Source organism: Nostoc sp. UCD121, assembly GCF_014222285.1.
GTDB lineage: Bacteria > Cyanobacteriota > Cyanobacteriia > Cyanobacteriales > Nostocaceae > Nostoc.
Map to the genome: position 1 here is coordinate 1 of NZ_JACKZS010000158.1, position 18,376 is coordinate 18,376.

Here is an 18,376-nt window from a genome sequence, read left to right on the forward strand (position 1 = left end):
GAGCAGGGGAAGAAGAACTATTGATTATTACGCCATGCCCAATGCCCAATGCCCAATCTCCAATCCCCAAAACCCAGTTGCTTTTATATTTGATTCCGATTATCGGCTTTTTTCCATCTTTGTGGACTCTCTATCGGGGGCAGGCCAGCCGAGAACAACTTGCTGTTAGCCGTCTGTCTATCACTTTGGCACTTACTTGGCTGTTGGGATATTTATTATTAAGTACCGGAGCCACAACTTCAGATTTTTTTTCGCTACGTCTATTTATCCTGAATAGTTTTCTCACGTCGGGTTATTTTATAGTGAGTGTCTGGTTGATTTTGCGCTTAATGCAGGGCAAATCTGGACGTTTAACAGGCTTTAGTACTTTAGCAGAACGAGTGTTTGGTAAGTAATTATCTTAATTTTTTAGGATGAGAATTCTTCAGTAGTTTTACCTATTTCCTAAAAAATTATGGTTGATTTCTCTATATATCTAGTCAAATCCAGTTTATTATTGCCATACTTCAGTAAAACATCTCTAAGTTGGCCCAAAAGAAGGAAAAATGCTGCTATAAGTGTTGTGGTTGACACTACATTAAAAAAGTTAGCACTGATAATTAAGAGTTAGCTATTATGGGTTGATTTGTTTGGATATTTTTAGTCTGCAAATTTACCAAATTTGATTATTGAGTAAGTGTGAGGAAGTCTGTGACCATTCAAAGAAGTTCGGCGGAAGAAAACCAGTCGGGAAAAGCCTCAAAGTCCAATAAAAAAATTTCTCAGAACTCGAAATCTGGACGTTGGCTGTGGTTTTGGGTAGGGATGAGTGGGATTGCAATGGTGTCAGCAACAGCAGGGGCACTTTTGGCGGTATCTTTAACCAGTACGCCTTTGCAGCAAGCCCAGCTAAGTCCGCAGGAGGAGGCAGCCTTTGATGGCGATCGCATTTCTGGAGGTGTGATGCGATTTTCACAATTAACTCGCCCGGTGAATCTCTTAGTTATGGGGATGAGCGTACTTCCCCCAGATGTCCAAAACCCTCCCCAAGACACCAAAAACCTCAAATACCTGCCCCAGGTAAACTCCTTTGATGGTCTTTCGGATGTAATGCTCTTACTCAAATTTGATCCAGAGACGAAAAAAATAGTCATGCTCTCCATTCCCAGAGATACCCGCACAGAAATAGAGGGGTATGGAGTGAAAAAAATTAATGCTGCTAATGTTGAAGGTGGGCCAGCTTTAACTGCTAGAACCGTCAGTAATCTCTTAGGTGGGGCGGGAATTGATCGCTATGTGCGAATTAATGTTCTGGGAGTTGCCAAGTTGATTGATGCTTTAGGAGGCGTAACAGTCTACGTCCCCAAAGATATGAAGTACCAAGATGATTCTCAGCATTTGTACATCAATTTGAAGGCGGGTAAGCAGCATCTCAACGGCGAACAAACACTGCAATTGCTGCGGTTTAGACATGACGAGCTTGGTGATATTGGTCGGATTCAACGCCAGCAAATGGTCATGCGTGCCTTGATGGATCAAACACTCAACCCAGCTACTGTTGCTCAATTACCTAAAGTTTTGGATGTAGTTAAAGACCACATCGATACTAATTTGACGGTTGAAGAGTTAGTGGCACTAATGGGTTTTGGCGTGCGGACAAATCGCTCTAATATGCAAATGTTAATGCTGCCAGGTCGCTTTAGCGAGAAGAGTGAGTATGATGCTAGCTATTGGTTGCCCAGTAAAAATGGTATTGCTAAACTGATGGCTCAACATTTTGGCTTGGAATCAGAACAAGAACAGCAGATGGCTGATCCACGCTCTTTGCGTGTAGCAATTCAAGATAGTACAGGTGGCGATCGCTCTAATCTCCAACCATTAATTAGAGCCTTGGAAAAATCTGGATATCGCAATATTTATATAGCTAAAGCATGGGGTGAACCTTTAGATGTGACTCATATTGTCGCCCAGCAAGGAGATGGTGAAAGTGCCGAATCGATTCGTGACACTTTGGGATTTGGCGAAGTGCGTGTGGAAAGTACTGGCAACCTTGGCTCAGATATCAGTATTCAAGTAGGTCAAGATTGGTTGCAACAAAAATCTATTTTGGAGAAATCCTTGACACCCTAAAGTGGTGAAATCCATGTTTTTAAATGAACTGTTTACACTGGCAGAAATATTTCAGATGACAATGAATTTATTCTCTGGTTGAGTTCTTGGAGTTTAGCCGCTACTGCACCATTGGTTAATAATTCTTTTGCCTTAGCTAAACCCTCTGGCATATCTGAACAAATACCACTGCGCCATAGGTAAAATCCACCATTCCACAAGGCTGTTTGCATTAGTTCACCTGGTTTATCTGCTAAAACATCCTGAATATCCGCTACCAATTCTTCAGTAGTTCCAAGGGGTACGTTTTTGGTAGTAAAGCCGTAATCACGGGGTACGAGGTGCAATCTTTCTACCTCTTGGGATGCTAAGGATGAAGATAAGCTGATAATTGCAGTGCGATCGCGCGGTAAGTCGCAACTACCTTCCAGTCCTTTTACTAATGTAAATTTCGTTATACCCCGCAGCCCTAGAGCTATCTTAAACATGCCTTCTGTGGGGGGATGCACAAACCCTGTAATGACATGAGCATCCCCAGCATAAGGACACCACATTAGCTCCATTGTCGCTAAGGGCGGACGTTTGCCAAGTTGGTCGCGGTACTCCCAAATACTGTTAGTTAAGGGAAAATGCTGAGGCAAATAAATAAAGCCGATTCCCGTTTGCTCAAACACTTGCTGGGTTTTTGCTAGTGGTAGGGTAGTCCAATCGACTCCTAAACCTTGCCAAATATCGATTAGGGGTAAGCCGTACTTGGTTGGCAGGCGATCGCCACCGTGCATGATCACTGGTTGCCCAACTGCGGCGAGGATTAAAGCTGTTACCGGACTAATTGGTGCTGTGCGGGTTCTGCCGTCATAAGGGATGCCAAGAGCGATCGCTGTTCGGCCAGAGTCGAATGGTTGCAGCTTTGGCCCTAGTTCATCATAAGCATCCAACATTCCCGCTAACTCTTCCCCCGTAGGACGCTTGATTCGATGAGCAATCAAAAACGCCCCGATTTGGGCTGGTGTAGCTTCACCCAGCAGCATCATTTTAGTGGCGCTGGCTGCTTCGGCGCGAGTTAAGTTTTCGCCTGTGTGGTTTCCGCTACCTACTTTTTTTAGTAATTCCCTAAATACATTGCTCATTTGTGTTCTGTCCTTTGTCCTTTGTCATTTGTCCATTGTCCTTTGTGAAAATGACTAATACTTCGGCTTCGCTCAGTACAAGTGACCAATGACTAATGACGCTTCATGAAGCTGATCGCTGCTGATCAATTTGTAATGGAATATTTTCGCGCACGAGTTGCCAAAAGTGCTTAATGGGGGGAATTTGCAGCCGGTCTTGAGTTGTCACCATAACTACCCGCCGAGTCAAACTTGAACCATCTGTTAAACCACTAATATTATTGTTCTCTAAGGAACGAACTGCTAAAGTAGGGTCAAGACCTGCTTCCAGTAATGCTGATTGAGGTAGTAAAGCGATTAATTCTCCTTGGCGCACCACTCCCCGAAAGGCATCTAGGGTATTTACCTCTAAAACTGCCTGAAGTTTAGCTTCCATTCGCTCAAATCTATCTTGTATTAAGCGCTGCATCCCATAACCATCTTTAAAAACCACTTGCGGATAACGAATTAGCTCCGACCAAGGGACACATTCATACTGTGCCAGGGGATGATTAGCTGCGGTGAGAACTTCTATTGGTTCATCATAAAGTACTTCTACCACCATTTCTCTAGCAGTGGTTAAAAAGCGATTATTCATCACAATTGCTAAATCTACCAATCCATCTTTGAGGACTTTCAGGGCGCGATCGCTTCCTAATGAAGTCACCCGCAATTGCACATCTGGATAAGCATGACAAAATTTTTGCAACACTGGCGGTAAGTAAGATCCACATAATGAGTGAATCACGGCGATGCAAAGTTCTGGTTGCTTTCCGGCGATTAAATCAGCTAATTCTTGTGTAGCTGTCTCCCATTCTTGGCATATTTTACGGACACGAGGTAGTAAACATTCACCTCCTAGCGTTAATTTGGCGTGAGTAGTTCTATGAAAAAGTTCTACACCCAAATCTGCTTCTAATGCCTGAATTTGGCGACTAATCGTCGATTGGGTAACACCAGATGTTCGCGCTGCTTGTTGAAAGCTGCCGGTTTGTGCGATCGCTAGAAAGGCTTGCAACTGCTCTAGGCGCATTGTTATGTAGCCTGAATTACATTTATCGGTTTCATTAAGTTAACGGGTTTTTAACCAAAATTTAGTATAGTTTGTTACAGTAATTTTTCTCCGCTTTACATTTGGGTAAATCAGCTTTTACTGCCTTTTTCGTCAATTATCCGCTTTCCACGGATTTTTTGATAAATATCGCCAAAAAAGAATTGACTATTTCTATTCTGTCTGCTGGAGCGCAGTGTTAGGCTGCTGGCGTTGCGGTAGAATCTGCGTCATAGTCCTTCAGTTGCCCATCTTCCATATAAATGATGCGATCGGCAATATCGAGGATGCGGTTGTCGTGGGTAACTAGCAAAATCGTGCAGCCTTGTTCTTTGGCTAGCTTCTGCATTATTTCTACAACATCGCGCCCAGATTTCTTGTCGAGTGCAGCAGTAGGTTCATCTGCTAAGACAATCTTAGGGTGGCTAACTAAAGCACGAGCGATCGCAACCCGTTGCTTTTGCCCTCCAGATAGTTTCTCTGGGTAGTAATCGACACGATCTGCTAAACCGACAGTTTCCAAAATGGCGATCGCTTTTGCATTGATATCCTGATTCAAAAAATCATCATGCAACTCTAAAGACATCCGCACATTTTCTCTAGCTGTCAAAAAAGTCATCAGGTTATGAGCCTGGAAAATATAACCAATTTGGCGGCGCAGCTTAGTTAACTGCTGCTTTTTGGCATCACAAATTTCCTCTCCTAAGATTTTTAGACTACCTTCTTGGGCAGAACGTAATCCACCCATTAGGGTTAACAAGGTAGTTTTCCCCGATCCAGAGGGGCCAGTCATAATGACAATTTCCCCTGCCTTAATCTCCAAATTAATATCAAATAATACTTGTTTACGAAGCCCACCTTCACCAAAATAGTGGTTGAGCTTACTAACAGAAATTACAGATTCTAAAGTAGAAAGTGTTGAGTTGGGATTTTCTGGTAAAGATTTTTGCAACATAATATTTTATAGGTCATTAAGTATGGAGCAGATAATTCCTAATTTTTGTAGAGACGTAATCAATCGCGTCTTCTCTAGAGACATAATTCATCGCGTCTAAAAAACATCAGCAGGATCGGCAGATCGTAACTTTCGTATTGCGATCGCACCAGAAACACTACACATAATCACGGTCAAAATCCAAACCTGGATCGCCCGTTCCATTTTCATGAAAATAGGAAGCATTGTCGCCACATAAGTGACTTGATACAATCCAAAAGAAAGGATGAATCCAGGCAGAAAACCTAAGATAGCTAATAACAATGCTTCTTGAATTAGAACTCCCAAGAGATAATTATCGGTGTATCCCATTGCTTTGAGGGTGGCATATTCTGGCAAGTGATCGGAAACATCAGAATAAAGGATTTGGTAAACAATCACGATGCCAACAATAAACCCGACTGCTGTACCCAAACCGAAAATGAAACCAATGCCAGTACCTGCTTCCCAGTAAGTTCTCTCCACTTTGGCAAACTCTTCTGGAGTCAGGACTCTGACATCTTTAGGTAGTCCATTGACAAGTTGCGATCGCACTTTTTCAGCATCGGCATCTGGTTTAAGCGTGATTAACCCAACTTCGATGCGATCGGGTTGACGCTGTGGAAATAGCTGGAGAAAGGTCGAGTCACTGGTGATCACATTACCATCGGCTGCAAAGGAAGCACCATCAGTAAACAAGCCTTTAACAAAGACGGCTTTACTATTCAGTTCCGTGTCAAATTTGCCTGTATTCTTAAAGATATCGGCAACCGCCCCGTATTCTGGACGACCTGCCTGGTCAAACAGAACTTGATACAACTGTTTAAGATGCTCCTGATTTTGCTTAATTTCGGACGATTTAAATGCTGATTTTGCCGGATCTACACCCCAAACTAAAATGGCACGCTCAAGACGTGTTTCAGGATTTCGCCACTGTCCGGTGCTGATGTAGACAGAGTTAACTGACTGAACACCTTCATAACCTAATGTTTGATATAGTCTTTCTCTAGAAAAGTTTTTTACAGAAAACAAAGTTTGAAATTGGGGATTAATTAAAACCAAATCTGCTTGTAAATTGCGATGAGGTTTCACAGCAGCATCAAAAAGCGCACTTTCAAATCCCAACTGGATAAACATCAGTATATCGGCAAAGGCAATACCTGCGACTGCTACAGCCAGACGGGTTTTTTCTTTCATTAACTGCCGCCATGCTAGCGGTGTTTTGCGGAATAGTTTAGAAAACATATCGAAAAAACTCCTTAATAACCAAGTGTTTCAGCTTGTTGTTCAAGCTGGCGCTCTCGCATGAACAGAAATAAGGGAAGACCTAAAGACACACCAACTAAAAGATTACAGACAACGTAAACCCAGAGATTTTGCATTTTCAGACGTGTTCCTTCCCAAAATACGAATGTCCACAAAACCAGGGATGAAACAATAACATCCATGCCAAAAAAACCAGAAATTTTGTTGACAAAGAGTTGTTCAAAAAACAGCTTTATATCAAGACCATGCTCTAGTAAAAACGGAACAAACTGGGAGTAAGGTAGAACGAAGCCAAGTACACAAAGCAAAAGGTATATGACTTTAATCATGGTTTAATTCACCCTATAAAAAATATTGGAATACACGAGACAACAAATAAAAACTCTATATTTCAATTGCTGTCTGTACCTGTAAATTAGTGAAACCTGCAACTCGTTTCCTGTCTTCAGGACTGAGGCGAATTTTCACCTCAACTACTCGGCTATCAAGGTTCTCTCCTGGCTCGTTGCTGAAAACGTTTTGTCTATTTACCTGCAAGCCAATTTGGGCAACGGTTCCTCGCAGTTCACCGACAAACGCCTGACTGCTAATCACTGCTTGTTGTCCTAGTTTCACTTTACCGATGTCGGTTTGATAAACTTCTGCTACTGCCATCATCTGGTCTGTTTGCCCTAAGTCTGCAATGCCAGAAGTACTAATTTTTTCTCCGACTCGCGTATGAATTTTGATAATCTGTCCCGCCATCGGTGCTTTGATATAAGCACCCGCCAATTCAGTTTGGGCATGTTTAAGTGTAGCGATCGCATTTTCAACTTCTGTCTTGGCTGCGGCTACATCTACAGGTCGAACTTCTGCAATACTGGTAAGTGTGGCTTTGGCTTCACTAACTTGCTTACTACCAGTGGCATTAGTGCGGGCGAGTGCTGCTTTAGCTTCGGCTAGTTGTTTGCTAGCAGTGGTATTAATGCGGTTGAGAACTGCTTTGGCTTCATCTACTTGCTGTTTAGCAGTTTCTACAGTCAAGCCTTTGCTGTCATACAAAGAGTTAGAAATTGCTCCTTGAGAATATAGCTGCTGATAACGTTGATATTCGGCTTCGGCATTTTTCAGTTCTGCCTCTAGCTTCTTAATGGTTGCCTCTTGCGCGATTCTGTCCCCTTCCCACTGCGCCTCTATGCGGAATATCGCTTCCTGCTGCGCTGTTTTGTCTCCTTGAGACTGGGCTTCAAGGCGTTCAACACTGGCTTGCTGGGCGTTAATTTCTCCTGCTTTTGCTCCAGCTTGCACTTGGTTGAGTTTAGCTTGGGCAACTCTAACTTGTTGTTGGGCTTGTAGTACAGCAGTTTGTAAGCGATCGCGGGCATCTAAAATTGCTACCATCTGTCCGGCTTGAACGCGATCGCCTTCTTTGACTAAAATTTTGGCAATGCGATCGCCATCTAATGCCAAGGGCGCAAACAAGCTAATTACCTCTGCTTCGGGTTCGAGTCGTCCTAATGCAGCCACTTTTTGAATTTTGGGCATGGTTTCTACTGGCTCAGATTTCTCTGTTTGACCAACTAACCCAGACCGAGAAATTCCATAAACAACAATTCCACCTGTAATCAAAGTAGCTACAATTACTAATGCAATTAACCCTTTATTATTAGAAGATTTTTTTGACAAAACCATCTCTTTTACTCTCCTAAAAAATCTAGCTCTCAAAATCTGTTTTATTTCTAACTCGTAACTCTTGCGGCAAATATGCCGTGAGCATTTTGCCTAACAATGTACATTGTTCAATAAAATCAATTGTTTCATCACCCCATAACTTCTCCAAAATTAAACCGTTGACAAAGCTCAAGACAAAGGAAGCCAATACCGGATCTTGAATACCTAAAAAATCGCAGGCTGCCTGCTGATAACGCTGGTTAGTCCGCTTAAAAACACCATTACTCAACATTTCCTTAGAGTCTTGATGTTGACAAAAATCAATCCAAATATAAGTCCACTTAATGAAGTAATCTTCGTTTTTCACTAGATACCTACCTAGTGCTTCCATTGCCGCTTGTAGGGTTTGCGCTCCTTCTAATTCAGCCAATGCTGCACTTAAATCTTGCTCACATATTTCTTGGGCCAATTGCTCAAATAAGGCTTGTTTGCTAGGAAAATAGTGGTATAACGTACCAGTAGAAACCCCTAATCCTTCAGCAATTTGACGCATAGTAATGGAACCATAGCCTTTTTGGGCAAATAAATCAAAGCACTTGTCGAGCAGTTCTTTACGGTATTGCTCATGGTCAACAATCTTAGGCATGACTCATTTTTTTATATCGAACGCTCGTTATATTTTATAATACTATACTTTTGCAGTTTAGCTACAGAGGTTCTCGCTTGAGTGAAATACAAAATATCGGAAGATTGAGGGAAATTACCACTCAGCTAAAGCGATCGCTATTCCTTGTTGCAAATGTGGTGTGAGTGCAGCATTATTGGCTAACTGTTGCAATTTTTGATGTGCAACTTCCCCATCCAAATTTTTGAGTGCAGCAATCGCGTGTAGTCTCACTGATACATTAGAATCAGCTAGCAGTGAAATCAATGGTTCAATTGCTTGTATTTCGCCTAACTGTCCTAAAGATAAAGCGATCGCACTTTTTACATTAGCAATCTCTGTAGCTGGATGCTGCGATTGCAGTAGTTGCAATAATATTTCTACAGCTTGTGTAGTTTGCGGCTTTTGTACTCGCCCCAAAACAGTGACAATTTCTTGCCAAAGTCTCTCTGAAGTGATTTGATCAAATGCTGTTTGCAAATATTCCAAACTAGATGGTGTCCCCACCCAACTTAAAGCGCGGATGGTTTCTAATTGCAGCTTTGTTGGCGTCTGAGGTGAAATCAACAAATTAAATAAATGTTTTTCAGCGTCATTACCACCCATCCGAGAAAGGGAAATTGCGGCTGCACAACAAACATCAAGATTAAAGTCGTAAAGCTTGGGTTGCAATCTTGCCACAAAATCTAATGCTTCGCGCAAATCGGGGCGAAAACCTAAACCAAGCACTGCTGCACGCCTAACTATAGCAGCGATATCATCCAAAGCGTTTAACAAGATTGGTGGTATACGTTCGTCATGAAAACTGCTGAGGGCTTCAATTGCAGCCGTGCGGATTGTGGCTTGTGAATCTTGCACTACACTCAATAGCGGTGTGATAGTTTCTGTTTGGGGAATACAGGAAAGCGATCGAACTGCTAAAAGTCTTGTATCTTCATCTGCTAGAAGTTCAGTTAGTGAAGTAATAGCAACAGTACCCATTTTACCTAGTGCTGTGGCTGCGATCGCTTTGAGTTCTTCATCCTCATCAGTTTTCAATAATTCAACCAAGGGTGCGATCGCTTCTGGGTGCTGAAATTCGCCCAAAGTTCGCGCTGCATACCAGCGTAACTCTTCCTCTGCATCTTCATCTTCTAAGATGTCAATCAGTGGTGGGATGGCAATATTTCCCAAGTGAGTCAAAACTTTGGTGATTTCCCAGCGTTGTTGAAAATCCCCCATCTCTAACATTGAAATTGCTAATGTCAGCAGATATTGTCGATTTTTAACTACCTCTGGATGTTGTGAGTCTGACCCTAAAATTAATTGTTGTAAATATTGAATCAGTGATGACCAATCAGATGCATTATATGCTGTCTGGGCTTGCACCAAAAGCTGGTTGATATTACTCACGATACCCTGCTTTAATTATCAATCTTCTGCCTCCTGCCTTGAAAGTGCTGAGTGCTAAGTAAAAATACCAGTTTCCAATCCCTTTTCCATGCAAGGCTTTTGAAACTCGTTTCATCGGGACTGCCTTCTGCCTTCTGTCTTCTGCCTCCATTAGGTTGGCTTGACTAGAACTGAATTACCTTCAATTTTGGCGGCGTAAGTTTTAAGTGCTTCTGTCGCTGGCCCTTTTTGCACTTTACCATCAACCCCAAATTCTGAACCATGACAGGGACAAGCGAATTTTTTTGCCTCAGCTTTCCATGCTACGGTGCAACCTGCGTGAGTACAGGTAGGGTTAACAGCTGCCATTGCGGCTTTAGATGTACCGACTACCAACACAGGCCCAGCCGGTGAGTTTTTAGCCAACAATTGACCAGTTTTATCTAATTCTGCCGAAGTGCCTACTGTTTGCCAATCTCCAGTTGCAGAAGGTGTTTGAGAAGAACAAGCTGCGATCGCTACAGGTAGAGAACTCGCTATCAAACCCAAACCTACCCAATTTATAAAATCACGACGTTTCATAAGTGCCAATCAATTTTGGATTTTAGATTTTGGATTTTGGATTTTGGATTTTGGATTAATCTATGGCAATCCAAAACCGCTTGGATCATGTCAAACACTTTTTATCAAGCGCTTTAAGTAGCTCATTGGCTGACCTTGATGCAAAAAATGCATATTACATATCCTTTTTCAGCAATCTTACTAAAAAATCGTAACAATTTATACGATTTTAACAGAAATATCGTCTTAAGTTATGAGTATCGAAATTGTTACATGAACATTATCTAAACCTGCTTGACAAATTTTACAGATGTAAATGGCGACAAGTTTTTCTTAACTAACCACGGATTTGAAGTTTCACGTTGGAATGCTTTTGAGTAACAATAATCAGCCGTAATCAAATATTAAGTCTTTATTCCCTAACCCTCGTAGATACACCACCTAATGGAACTACGGGTTGATTGATATTGGGCAATTAGCAGCACAAATTCTCACGAGAGTCAGCCTCATGACAGACACAACAACTACGACTACCAGCCTCAATAAATTCGAGAAATTCAAGGCGCAAAAAGATGGACTCGCCATCAGGGAAGACATAGAGAAATTTGCCGCCTTGGGCTGGGAAGCAATGGACGAAACAGATCGCGATCATCGGCTCAAGTGGGTAGGCGTGTTTTTCCGCCCTGTTACCCCAGGCAAGTTTATGATGCGGTTACGGATGCCTAATGGTATTCTCACCAGCAGTCAGATGAGTGTTTTAGCCCAAGTGGTGCAGCGTTACGGAGATGATGGGTGCGCCGATATTACCACCAGACAGAATATCCAATTACGGGGAATCAGAATTGAAGATTTACCAGATATCTTTAATAGATTTCACGCAGTTGGTTTAACCACTATCCAATCAGGGATGGATAACATCCGCAATATTACAGGCGATCCGGTAGCGGGTTTAGATGCAGATGAGTTGTACGACACACGAGAGTTGATACAACAAATTCAAGATATGCTCACCAACAAAGGTGAAGGAAACCCAGAGTTTAGCAACTTACCACGGAAATTTAACATTGCGATCGCAGGTGGAAGAGACAATTCAGTTCACGCTGAAATTAACGATTTAGCTTTTGTTCCAGCATTTAAGGAAGCGACTGGGCAAGAATTGTCTCAATCGCCGATATTTGGTTTTAACATCCTCGTCGGTGGCTTTTTCTCAGCTAAACGTTGTGAGGCGGCGATTCCTCTAAATGCTTGGGTGGCTCCAGAAGATGTGGTAGCTGTATGTAGAGCAGTTTTGGAAGTCTTTCGTGACAACGGGCCGCGTGCCAATCGGCAAAAATCCCGCTTGATGTGGCTAATTGATGAATGGGGTGTAAATAAGTTTCGAGCAGAAGTAGAAAGCCGTCTGGGTAAATCATTATTACCCGCAGCCGCAAAAGACGAGATCGACTGGGAAAAACGCGACCACATCGGAGTATATAAACAAAAGCAAGCGGGATTAAATTACGCAGGTTTAAATATTCCCGTCGGTCGGTTGTATGCCGAAGATATGTTTGAAATTGCACGTATGGCAGAAGTTTATGGCAGTGGCGAAATTCGCTTTACAGTTGAGCAAAACATCGTCATTCCCAACATTTCTGACTCGCGGTTAGCAACATTTTTAACAGAACCATTACTAGAAAGGTTCTCTATTGATCCAGGTTTACTGGCGCGATCGCTAGTATCTTGCACAGGCGCACAATTTTGCAACTTCGCCCTTATCGAAACCAAAAACCGCGCCCTGGAAATGATTAAAGCCTTAGAAGAGGATTTAATCTTCATCAATCCAGTCCGAATTCACTGGACAGGTTGCCCAAACTCTTGCGGCCAACCGCAAGTTGCAGACATCGGCTTGATGGGAACTAAAACTCGCAAAAATGGCAAAACCTTGGAAGGCGTTGATATATATATGGGCGGCAAAGTTGGCAAAGACGCTCATTTAGGAACTTGCGTTATCAAAGGCATACCCTGCGAAGACTTGCAGCCATTATTGCAAGATTTACTAATCAAAAACTTTGGCGCAAAACTCAAGCAAGAAGCTTTAGTAATTAACAGTTAGTAGGTAGGTGGGGATAATTATACATGAAACAAAATCTTAGTTCGTAGTGAGTGATTTATCGCTTATTTAGGATTATCAAAATTAAATTGCTTACTACAAACTTGATTTTATTTGCACCTCACTACTTAATTGTTAGTGCTTAACAAATGACAAAAAATAAAGGACAAATGAAAAATATTTCGCGCAGAAAATTTATTTTAACTACCACTACTGCGGCGGCGGCTTCTATCTTGGCTCATGGTTGTTCTTCTGGTAGCAATACAGCCTCAACAGATGGGAATGCACCCTCTGCGGCTCCGGCTGCCAATGTCTCTACAGTAGCTAATGCGCCAAAGGTAGAAACAACCAAAGCCAAATTAGGATTCATTGCTCTAACTGATGCTGCTCCCATAATTATTGCTAAAGAAAAGGGTTTCTTTGCCAAATACGGCATGACTGATGTTGAGGTCATCAAGCAAAAATCTTGGCCTGTCACCCGTGATAACTTAAAAATTGGCTCATCTGGCGGTGGTATTGATGGCGCACACATCCTCAGCCCCATGCCTTATTTGATGACCATTAACGATAAAGTGCCAATGTATATTTTGGCAAGATTAAATACCAATGGTCAGGCTATTTCTGTTGCCAATAAATTTAAAAACCTGAATGTAAAATTAGAAAGTAAGGCGTTGAAAGAAGCTGCGAATCTTGCCAAAGCCGAGCAAAAATCCTTGAAATTTGGTATGACCTTTCCTGGCGGCACTCACGATTTATGGATGCGCTATTGGCTGGCGGCTGGCGGTATTAATCCAGATCAAGATGTGGTTTTATCGCCTGTACCACCACCGCAAATGGTGGCAAATATGAAAGTCAGCACCATCGATTCTTTCTGTGTGGGAGAGCCTTGGAACGCTCAATTGGTGAACCAAAAATTAGGTTATTCAGCTTTAGTTACAGGCGAGTTGTGGAAAGATCACCCAGAAAAAGCTTTTGCAATGCGGAAAGATTGGGTTGATCAAAATCCTAATGCTGCACAGGCATTGTTGATGGCAGTTTTGGAAGCTCAACAATGGTGCGATCGCGCCGAGAATAAAGAGGAGATGTGCAAAATCTGTTCTGACCGTAAATACTTTAACGTTGCTGTTGCAGATATTTTAGAAAGGTCTAAAGGCAATATTGACTTCGGCGATGGACGGACTGAGCAAAACTTTTCACATCCAATGAAATTCTGGGTAGATAATGCTTCCTATCCTTACAAGAGTCATGATATTTGGTTTTTAACAGAAGAAATTCGCTGGGGCTATTTACCAAAAGATACTAAAGTTCAAGAAATAGTTAATCAAGTGAATAAAGAGGACTTGTGGAAACAAGCAGCGAAAGCTATTGGTGTTGCTGATTCTGAAATTCCTAAGAGTAGTTCTCGTGGAGTTGAGACTTTCTTCGATGGGGTGAAGTTTGACCCTGAGAAACCAGATAAATATTTGCAAAGTTTGAAAATTAAGAAGGTTTAATGAAGCGTTTAGGGATAATGAAATATCCAACATAATCTTAGTTTTTAGCGAGACCAATCTCGCTAATGGAAAGGGTTTTTAGGACTGAAGTCCTTACTACAAACTTTAATTTTTTCGCTTGGCTACATAAAGGGAACTGGAGAAAAAAGTAATGGCAGCTATCCTTGGAAGTCGCAATTTCAGAAAAAGTAACCGCAAAAAGATTAATAAGTTAGTTTCGGAAAAAATTGTGCCACCACTGGTAGCATTAGCTATTTTTCTAGTGATTTGGCAACTAGTTTGTTTAACTCCTAACTTTGGTTTGCCTGGCCCAATAGAAACATTTTCAGAAACTTGGAACCCTTTTATAATCGATCCATTTTTTGATAATGGTGAAAGTGATAAAGGTTTGGGCTGGCAAATACTTAGTAGTTTGGGAAGAGTTGCTTTGGGCTTTTCCCTAGCAGCAATTGTTGGCATTGCATTGGGGATTTTTGTTGGTGCTAACAAGTTACTATATAATGCCGTAGATCCTATTTTCCAAGTGTTGCGGACAGTACCGCCTCTAGCATGGCTACCAATTTCTCTGGCAGCATTTCAACAAGCGAATCCTTCAGCTATTTTCGTGATTTTCATTACATCCATTTGGCCGATTGTGATCAACACCACAGTGGGCGTGCAACAAATTCCTCAAGACTATGTAAACGTAGCTAGAGTTTTGCGTTTGAAAGGATTAAAGTATTTCCTAAAAGTTGTGTTTCCTGCAACTGTTCCTTATATATTCACGGGATTACGAATCGGCATTGGTTTATCTTGGCTAGCAATCGTTGCAGCAGAAATGTTAGTCGGTGGTGTAGGAATTGGTTCATTTATTTGGGATGCTTACAACACAACCACAGAAACTAACTTAAGCGAAATTATCCTCGCACTAATTTATGTTGGTTTGGTCGGATTGATTCTAGATAGAATGGTTGGTTTTATAGCTAGCAAAGTTGTACCAGACTAGCAAATAAATTACTTACCAAATTACGAATTACGAATTAAAAATGACTACTTTTGTTGAAGTTGACCACATTGACCGTGTATTTGAACTTCCGAATGGCGGCAAATATATTGCTCTAAAAAATATTGATTTGAAAATCCAAGAAGGGGAATTTGTTTCTCTAATTGGACATTCTGGTTGTGGTAAGTCTACTTTGCTCAACATCATTGCAGGTTTAGATAGAGCAAGTGTTGGCGGTGTGACTTTGGAAGGGCGGGAAGTTAGAGAACCCAGCCCAGATCGGATGGTTGTGTTTCAAAATTACTCTTTACTGCCTTGGTTAACAGTATGGGAAAATATCGCCCTAGCTGTGGATGAAGTGTACAAGGGTAAATCCAAAGGCGATCGCAGAAGCATTATCGAAGAACATATCGATATGGTGGGGCTGCGTTTGGCGGCAAATAAACGCCCTAGCGAGTTATCTGGGGGAATGAAACAACGGGTAGCGATCGCTCGCGCCTTGGCAACTCGTCCCAAGTTATTACTGCTAGACGAACCCTTTGGGGCGTTGGATGCCCTAACACGGGGTAGTTTGCAAGAGCAACTGATGAAAATTTGCAACGAACACAACGTTACTTGTGTGATGGTGACACATGACGTAGATGAAGCACTGTTGTTGAGCGATCGCGTTGTCATGCTCACTAATGGCCCAGAAGCTCATATCGGGCAAATCCTCGAAGTGCCAATCCCTCGCCCGCGTCAACGCTTGGAAGTTGTCAAACATCCCAGCTACTACAGTCTGCGGAATGAAATGATTTATTTCCTTAACCAACAAAAGCTAGTTAAGAAACGCAAAGCACAGCAGACTTCAGCACCAGTAGCCATATCCCGCAACGGTTTAGAAAAAGTCAATTTAGAAATTGGCTTTATGCCTCTGACTGATGCTGCACCTTTAATCGTTGCTCAAGAAAAAGGCTTCTTTGCCCAGTACGGTTTAGAAAATATCACCCTCACTCGTGCCAATACCTGGAAGGAAATAGCTCAAGGGGTTGTTACTGGCAAATTAGATGCAGCCCAAATGCTGGCGGGAATGCCTTTAGCCCTAACGTTGGGTGCTGGTGGTAAAAAACCAGTTCCTATAATCAATGCCCTAAATATCTCTCGCAATGCGAACGCCATCACCTTAAGCAAAAGATTGTATAGCCAAGGTGTCAGAAATCTGGCTGACTTAAAAGTAGCGATTAACGCTGCTCCCGACAAAATTCTGACTTTGGGTGTAGTTCATCCAACGTCTATGCTGAACCTAATTCTGCGTTATTGGCTGGCAGCTGGTGACATAGATCCCGATCGAGATGTCAGCTTAACGGTGATTCCACCAATGGAAATGGTTTCTCAACTCAAAGCTGGAAATATTGATGGCTACTGTGCTGGAGAACCCTGGAATTATCTTGCTGTTCATCAAGACTTTGGCTTCGTTGCCGCCACAGCTTTGGAAATTTGGTCAGGACAGCCAAAAAAAGTTTTGGGAGTGCGGGAAGATTGGGCGCAGAAATATCCAGAAACTTATCTTGCTCTGCTTAAAGCACTGTTAGAAGCTTGTAAATACTGTGATGATTTCCGCAACCGCGAAGAAATTTTAGAAATAATCTGCCGTCCTGAGTACTTAGACATAGATCCTGTATATGTTCGTCCTGGTTTCGTCGATCGCTATGATCGCGGCGATGGTACAGAACCACAAGAATTCAAAGCATACAACCAGTTTTATCTCAATCAAACCAACTATCCCAACCGCACTGAAATTTTGTGGATGGCTACTCAGATGGCACGTTGGGGTTTAACACCCTTCCCGAAAAACTGGGTGGAGGTAATTGAAAGAGTCTGTCGCACAGACATATTTGGTGCTGCGGCCCGCGAACTCGGCTTACTCGATATCGGAGAAGATGACCCTGTTCACTTATTTGATGGGAAAGTTTTTAACCCATCAGAGCCGATAGAGTATCTCAAAAGCTTGGAAATTAAACGGCAAATACGTATTGAAGAAGTATTTCTTTAGTCATTAGTCATTGCTCATTGGTCATTTGTGACTGACAAATAACAAACTACCCATAGATAAACCCACGATGCAAATAGTAAACAGAAATACCCAAATCAATAAACTGCAAACGAAAAAAGCAGAAAATTTTTTGGTGATTGAAGGTGTAAGCAAAATTTATCCAACTTCTGAAGGCCCTTACACCGTACTGGATGGAGTTGACCTGAAAGTGCGCGAGGGCGAATTCGTTTGCATAATCGGTCACTCTGGCTGTGGCAAATCAACTCTGCTCAACATGGTTTCCGGGTTTAACACTCCCACCGATGGTATTGTTCTGCTGCAAGACAAACCCATCACCGAACCGGGCCCAGACCGGATGATGGTGTTCCAAAATTATTGTCTACTGCCTTGGCTGAGTGTCTTTGATAACGTTTATCTGGCTGTTGATTCGGTGTTTCCGAAAAAACCCCAGGCAGAAAAACGGGCGATCGTCAGAGAACATTTGGCAATGGTGGGACTCACAGAAGCAGCTGACAAGAAACCCAATCAGCTTTCTGGTGGGATGAAACAACGAGTTGCGATCGCTCGCGCCCTTTCTATCCGTCCGCAAGTTTTGATTCTCGATGAACCCTTTGGGGCATTAGATGCGATCACAAAAGAAGAATTACAAGAAGAACTTTTGGAAATCTGGCGTGAACATCAAGTTACCGTACTGATGATTACTCATGACATCGATGAAGCGCTTTTCCTCGCAGACAGAGTTGTAATGATGACTAATGGCCCATCTGCTCACATTGGTGAAATCCTGAATATTCCCTTCTCCCGTCCCCGCAATCGTCGCCGCATCATGGAAGACCCGGAATACTACAACCTGCGAAACTACGCTCTAGACTTCCTCTTCCGCCGATTTGCTCACGCTGACGAGTAATTACCGCTTTGCAGAATCATTTGTCAAGAGTAGACGCGATTAATCGCGTCTCTACAAGAACCAAGAGTCATTAATTATTTTCTTCCCTTGCCTCCCCTGCC

The 18,376-nt window shown here is 42.4% G+C and carries 16 protein-coding genes; 7 read left to right on the plus strand and 9 right to left on the minus strand.

The window, feature by feature from the left end; all coding sequences use genetic code 11:
• Positions 1 to 41 precede the first annotated feature (41 nt).
• Both GNF10_RS26020 and GNF10_RS26025 read left to right on the plus strand, forming a co-directional pair.
• Positions 42 to 395 carry a hypothetical protein gene (locus tag GNF10_RS26020; protein WP_185580437.1) on the plus strand — a complete coding sequence of 118 codons (354 nt, stop codon included), beginning with the start codon at positions 42 to 44 and terminating at the stop codon, positions 393 to 395.
• A 295-nt stretch (positions 396 to 690) separates the two neighbouring features.
• The gene (locus GNF10_RS26025; protein WP_185580424.1) at positions 691 to 2,109 is read left to right on the plus strand and encodes an LCP family protein; all 1,419 of its coding nucleotides are present in this window, start codon (positions 691 to 693) and stop codon (positions 2,107 to 2,109) included.
• A gap of 32 nt (positions 2,110 to 2,141) precedes the next feature.
• Here GNF10_RS26025 and GNF10_RS26030 read toward each other — a convergent pair whose 3' ends face one another.
• The 9 genes from GNF10_RS26030 to GNF10_RS26070 all read right to left on the minus strand — a co-directional run bounded on the left by GNF10_RS26030 (position 2,142) and on the right by GNF10_RS26070 (position 10,793).
• Positions 2,142 to 3,218 carry an anthranilate phosphoribosyltransferase family protein gene (locus GNF10_RS26030; RefSeq protein WP_185580425.1) on the minus strand — a complete coding sequence of 359 codons (1,077 nt, stop codon included), beginning with the start codon at positions 3,216 to 3,218 and terminating at the stop codon, positions 2,142 to 2,144.
• Between the two features lie 103 nt (positions 3,219 to 3,321).
• The gene (locus tag GNF10_RS26035) at positions 3,322 to 4,269 is read right to left on the minus strand and encodes a LysR family transcriptional regulator (RefSeq protein ID WP_185580426.1); all 948 of its coding nucleotides are present in this window, start codon (positions 4,267 to 4,269) and stop codon (positions 3,322 to 3,324) included.
• A gap of 217 nt (positions 4,270 to 4,486) precedes the next feature.
• Positions 4,487 to 5,242 carry a DevA family ABC transporter ATP-binding protein gene (locus tag GNF10_RS26040; RefSeq protein ID WP_185580427.1) on the minus strand — a complete coding sequence of 252 codons (756 nt, stop codon included), beginning with the start codon at positions 5,240 to 5,242 and terminating at the stop codon, positions 4,487 to 4,489.
• A 96-nt stretch (positions 5,243 to 5,338) separates the two neighbouring features.
• The gene (devC, locus tag GNF10_RS26045; protein ID WP_185580428.1) at positions 5,339 to 6,505 is read right to left on the minus strand and encodes an ABC transporter permease DevC; all 1,167 of its coding nucleotides are present in this window, start codon (positions 6,503 to 6,505) and stop codon (positions 5,339 to 5,341) included.
• 14 nt (positions 6,506 to 6,519) lie between these two features.
• Entirely contained in the window at positions 6,520 to 6,855 is a 336-nt protein-coding gene (locus tag GNF10_RS26050; RefSeq protein WP_185580429.1) for a DUF2834 domain-containing protein, read from the minus strand.
• Positions 6,856 to 6,910: 55 nt separating this feature from the next.
• Positions 6,911 to 8,197, minus strand: coding sequence for an ABC exporter membrane fusion protein (locus GNF10_RS26055; protein ID WP_185580430.1), 1,287 nt, complete (start codon positions 8,195 to 8,197; stop codon positions 6,911 to 6,913).
• A gap of 22 nt (positions 8,198 to 8,219) precedes the next feature.
• The gene (locus GNF10_RS26060) at positions 8,220 to 8,822 is read right to left on the minus strand and encodes a TetR/AcrR family transcriptional regulator (protein WP_185580431.1); all 603 of its coding nucleotides are present in this window, start codon (positions 8,820 to 8,822) and stop codon (positions 8,220 to 8,222) included.
• A gap of 114 nt (positions 8,823 to 8,936) precedes the next feature.
• Complete coding sequence (locus GNF10_RS26065) at positions 8,937 to 10,235, minus strand: HEAT repeat domain-containing protein (RefSeq protein ID WP_185580438.1); 1,299 nt, start codon at positions 10,233 to 10,235, stop codon at positions 8,937 to 8,939.
• 147 nt (positions 10,236 to 10,382) lie between these two features.
• Positions 10,383 to 10,793: a ubiquinol-cytochrome c reductase iron-sulfur subunit gene (locus GNF10_RS26070; protein ID WP_185580432.1), complete on the minus strand. Its 411-nt coding sequence runs from the start codon at positions 10,791 to 10,793 to the stop codon at positions 10,383 to 10,385.
• Between the two features lie 487 nt (positions 10,794 to 11,280).
• Between GNF10_RS26070 and GNF10_RS26075 the strand changes: the two genes are divergently transcribed.
• The 5 genes from GNF10_RS26075 (at position 11,281) to GNF10_RS26095 (ending at position 18,275) form a co-directional block, all read left to right on the plus strand.
• Entirely contained in the window at positions 11,281 to 12,864 is a 1,584-nt protein-coding gene (locus GNF10_RS26075) for a ferredoxin--nitrite reductase (protein ID WP_185580433.1), read from the plus strand.
• A 167-nt stretch (positions 12,865 to 13,031) separates the two neighbouring features.
• Entirely contained in the window at positions 13,032 to 14,354 is a 1,323-nt protein-coding gene (locus tag GNF10_RS26080) for a CmpA/NrtA family ABC transporter substrate-binding protein (RefSeq protein WP_185580439.1), read from the plus strand.
• Between the two features lie 151 nt (positions 14,355 to 14,505).
• Positions 14,506 to 15,339, plus strand: coding sequence for a nitrate ABC transporter permease (ntrB, locus tag GNF10_RS26085; RefSeq protein ID WP_185580434.1), 834 nt, complete (start codon positions 14,506 to 14,508; stop codon positions 15,337 to 15,339).
• Between the two features lie 40 nt (positions 15,340 to 15,379).
• A complete protein-coding gene (locus tag GNF10_RS26090) occupies positions 15,380 to 17,368 on the plus strand; it encodes a nitrate ABC transporter ATP-binding protein (RefSeq protein ID WP_185580435.1) in 1,989 nt (662 codons plus the stop codon).
• Positions 17,369 to 17,435: 67 nt separating this feature from the next.
• The gene (locus GNF10_RS26095; protein WP_185580436.1) at positions 17,436 to 18,275 is read left to right on the plus strand and encodes a nitrate ABC transporter ATP-binding protein; all 840 of its coding nucleotides are present in this window, start codon (positions 17,436 to 17,438) and stop codon (positions 18,273 to 18,275) included.
• The last annotated feature ends 101 nt before the right edge of the window (positions 18,276 to 18,376 follow it).

Excerpts from the sequence above, each read along its gene's own strand:
- GNF10_RS26060 (WP_185580431.1), bottom strand. The coding sequence starts at position 8,822 with ATGCCTAAGATTGTTGACCATGAGCAATACCGTAAAGAACTGCTCGAC.
- GNF10_RS26075 (WP_185580433.1), top strand. The coding sequence starts at position 11,281 with ATGACAGACACAACAACTACGACTACCAGCCTCAATAAATTCGAGAAA.
- GNF10_RS26020 (WP_185580437.1), top strand. The coding sequence starts at position 42 with ATGCCCAATGCCCAATCTCCAATCCCCAAAACCCAGTTGCTTTTATAT.
- GNF10_RS26055 (WP_185580430.1), bottom strand. The coding sequence starts at position 8,197 with ATGGTTTTGTCAAAAAAATCTTCTAATAATAAAGGGTTAATTGCATTA.
- ntrB (WP_185580434.1), top strand. The coding sequence starts at position 14,506 with ATGGCAGCTATCCTTGGAAGTCGCAATTTCAGAAAAAGTAACCGCAAA.
- GNF10_RS26030 (WP_185580425.1), bottom strand. The coding sequence starts at position 3,218 with ATGAGCAATGTATTTAGGGAATTACTAAAAAAAGTAGGTAGCGGAAAC.
- GNF10_RS26040 (WP_185580427.1), bottom strand. The coding sequence starts at position 5,242 with ATGTTGCAAAAATCTTTACCAGAAAATCCCAACTCAACACTTTCTACT.
- GNF10_RS26035 (WP_185580426.1), bottom strand. The coding sequence starts at position 4,269 with ATGCGCCTAGAGCAGTTGCAAGCCTTTCTAGCGATCGCACAAACCGGC.
- GNF10_RS26070 (WP_185580432.1), bottom strand. The coding sequence starts at position 10,793 with ATGAAACGTCGTGATTTTATAAATTGGGTAGGTTTGGGTTTGATAGCG.
- GNF10_RS26080 (WP_185580439.1), top strand. The coding sequence starts at position 13,032 with ATGAAAAATATTTCGCGCAGAAAATTTATTTTAACTACCACTACTGCG.
- GNF10_RS26095 (WP_185580436.1), top strand. The coding sequence starts at position 17,436 with ATGCAAATAGTAAACAGAAATACCCAAATCAATAAACTGCAAACGAAA.
- devC (WP_185580428.1), bottom strand. The coding sequence starts at position 6,505 with ATGTTTTCTAAACTATTCCGCAAAACACCGCTAGCATGGCGGCAGTTA.
- GNF10_RS26050 (WP_185580429.1), bottom strand. The coding sequence starts at position 6,855 with ATGATTAAAGTCATATACCTTTTGCTTTGTGTACTTGGCTTCGTTCTA.
- GNF10_RS26090 (WP_185580435.1), top strand. The coding sequence starts at position 15,380 with ATGACTACTTTTGTTGAAGTTGACCACATTGACCGTGTATTTGAACTT.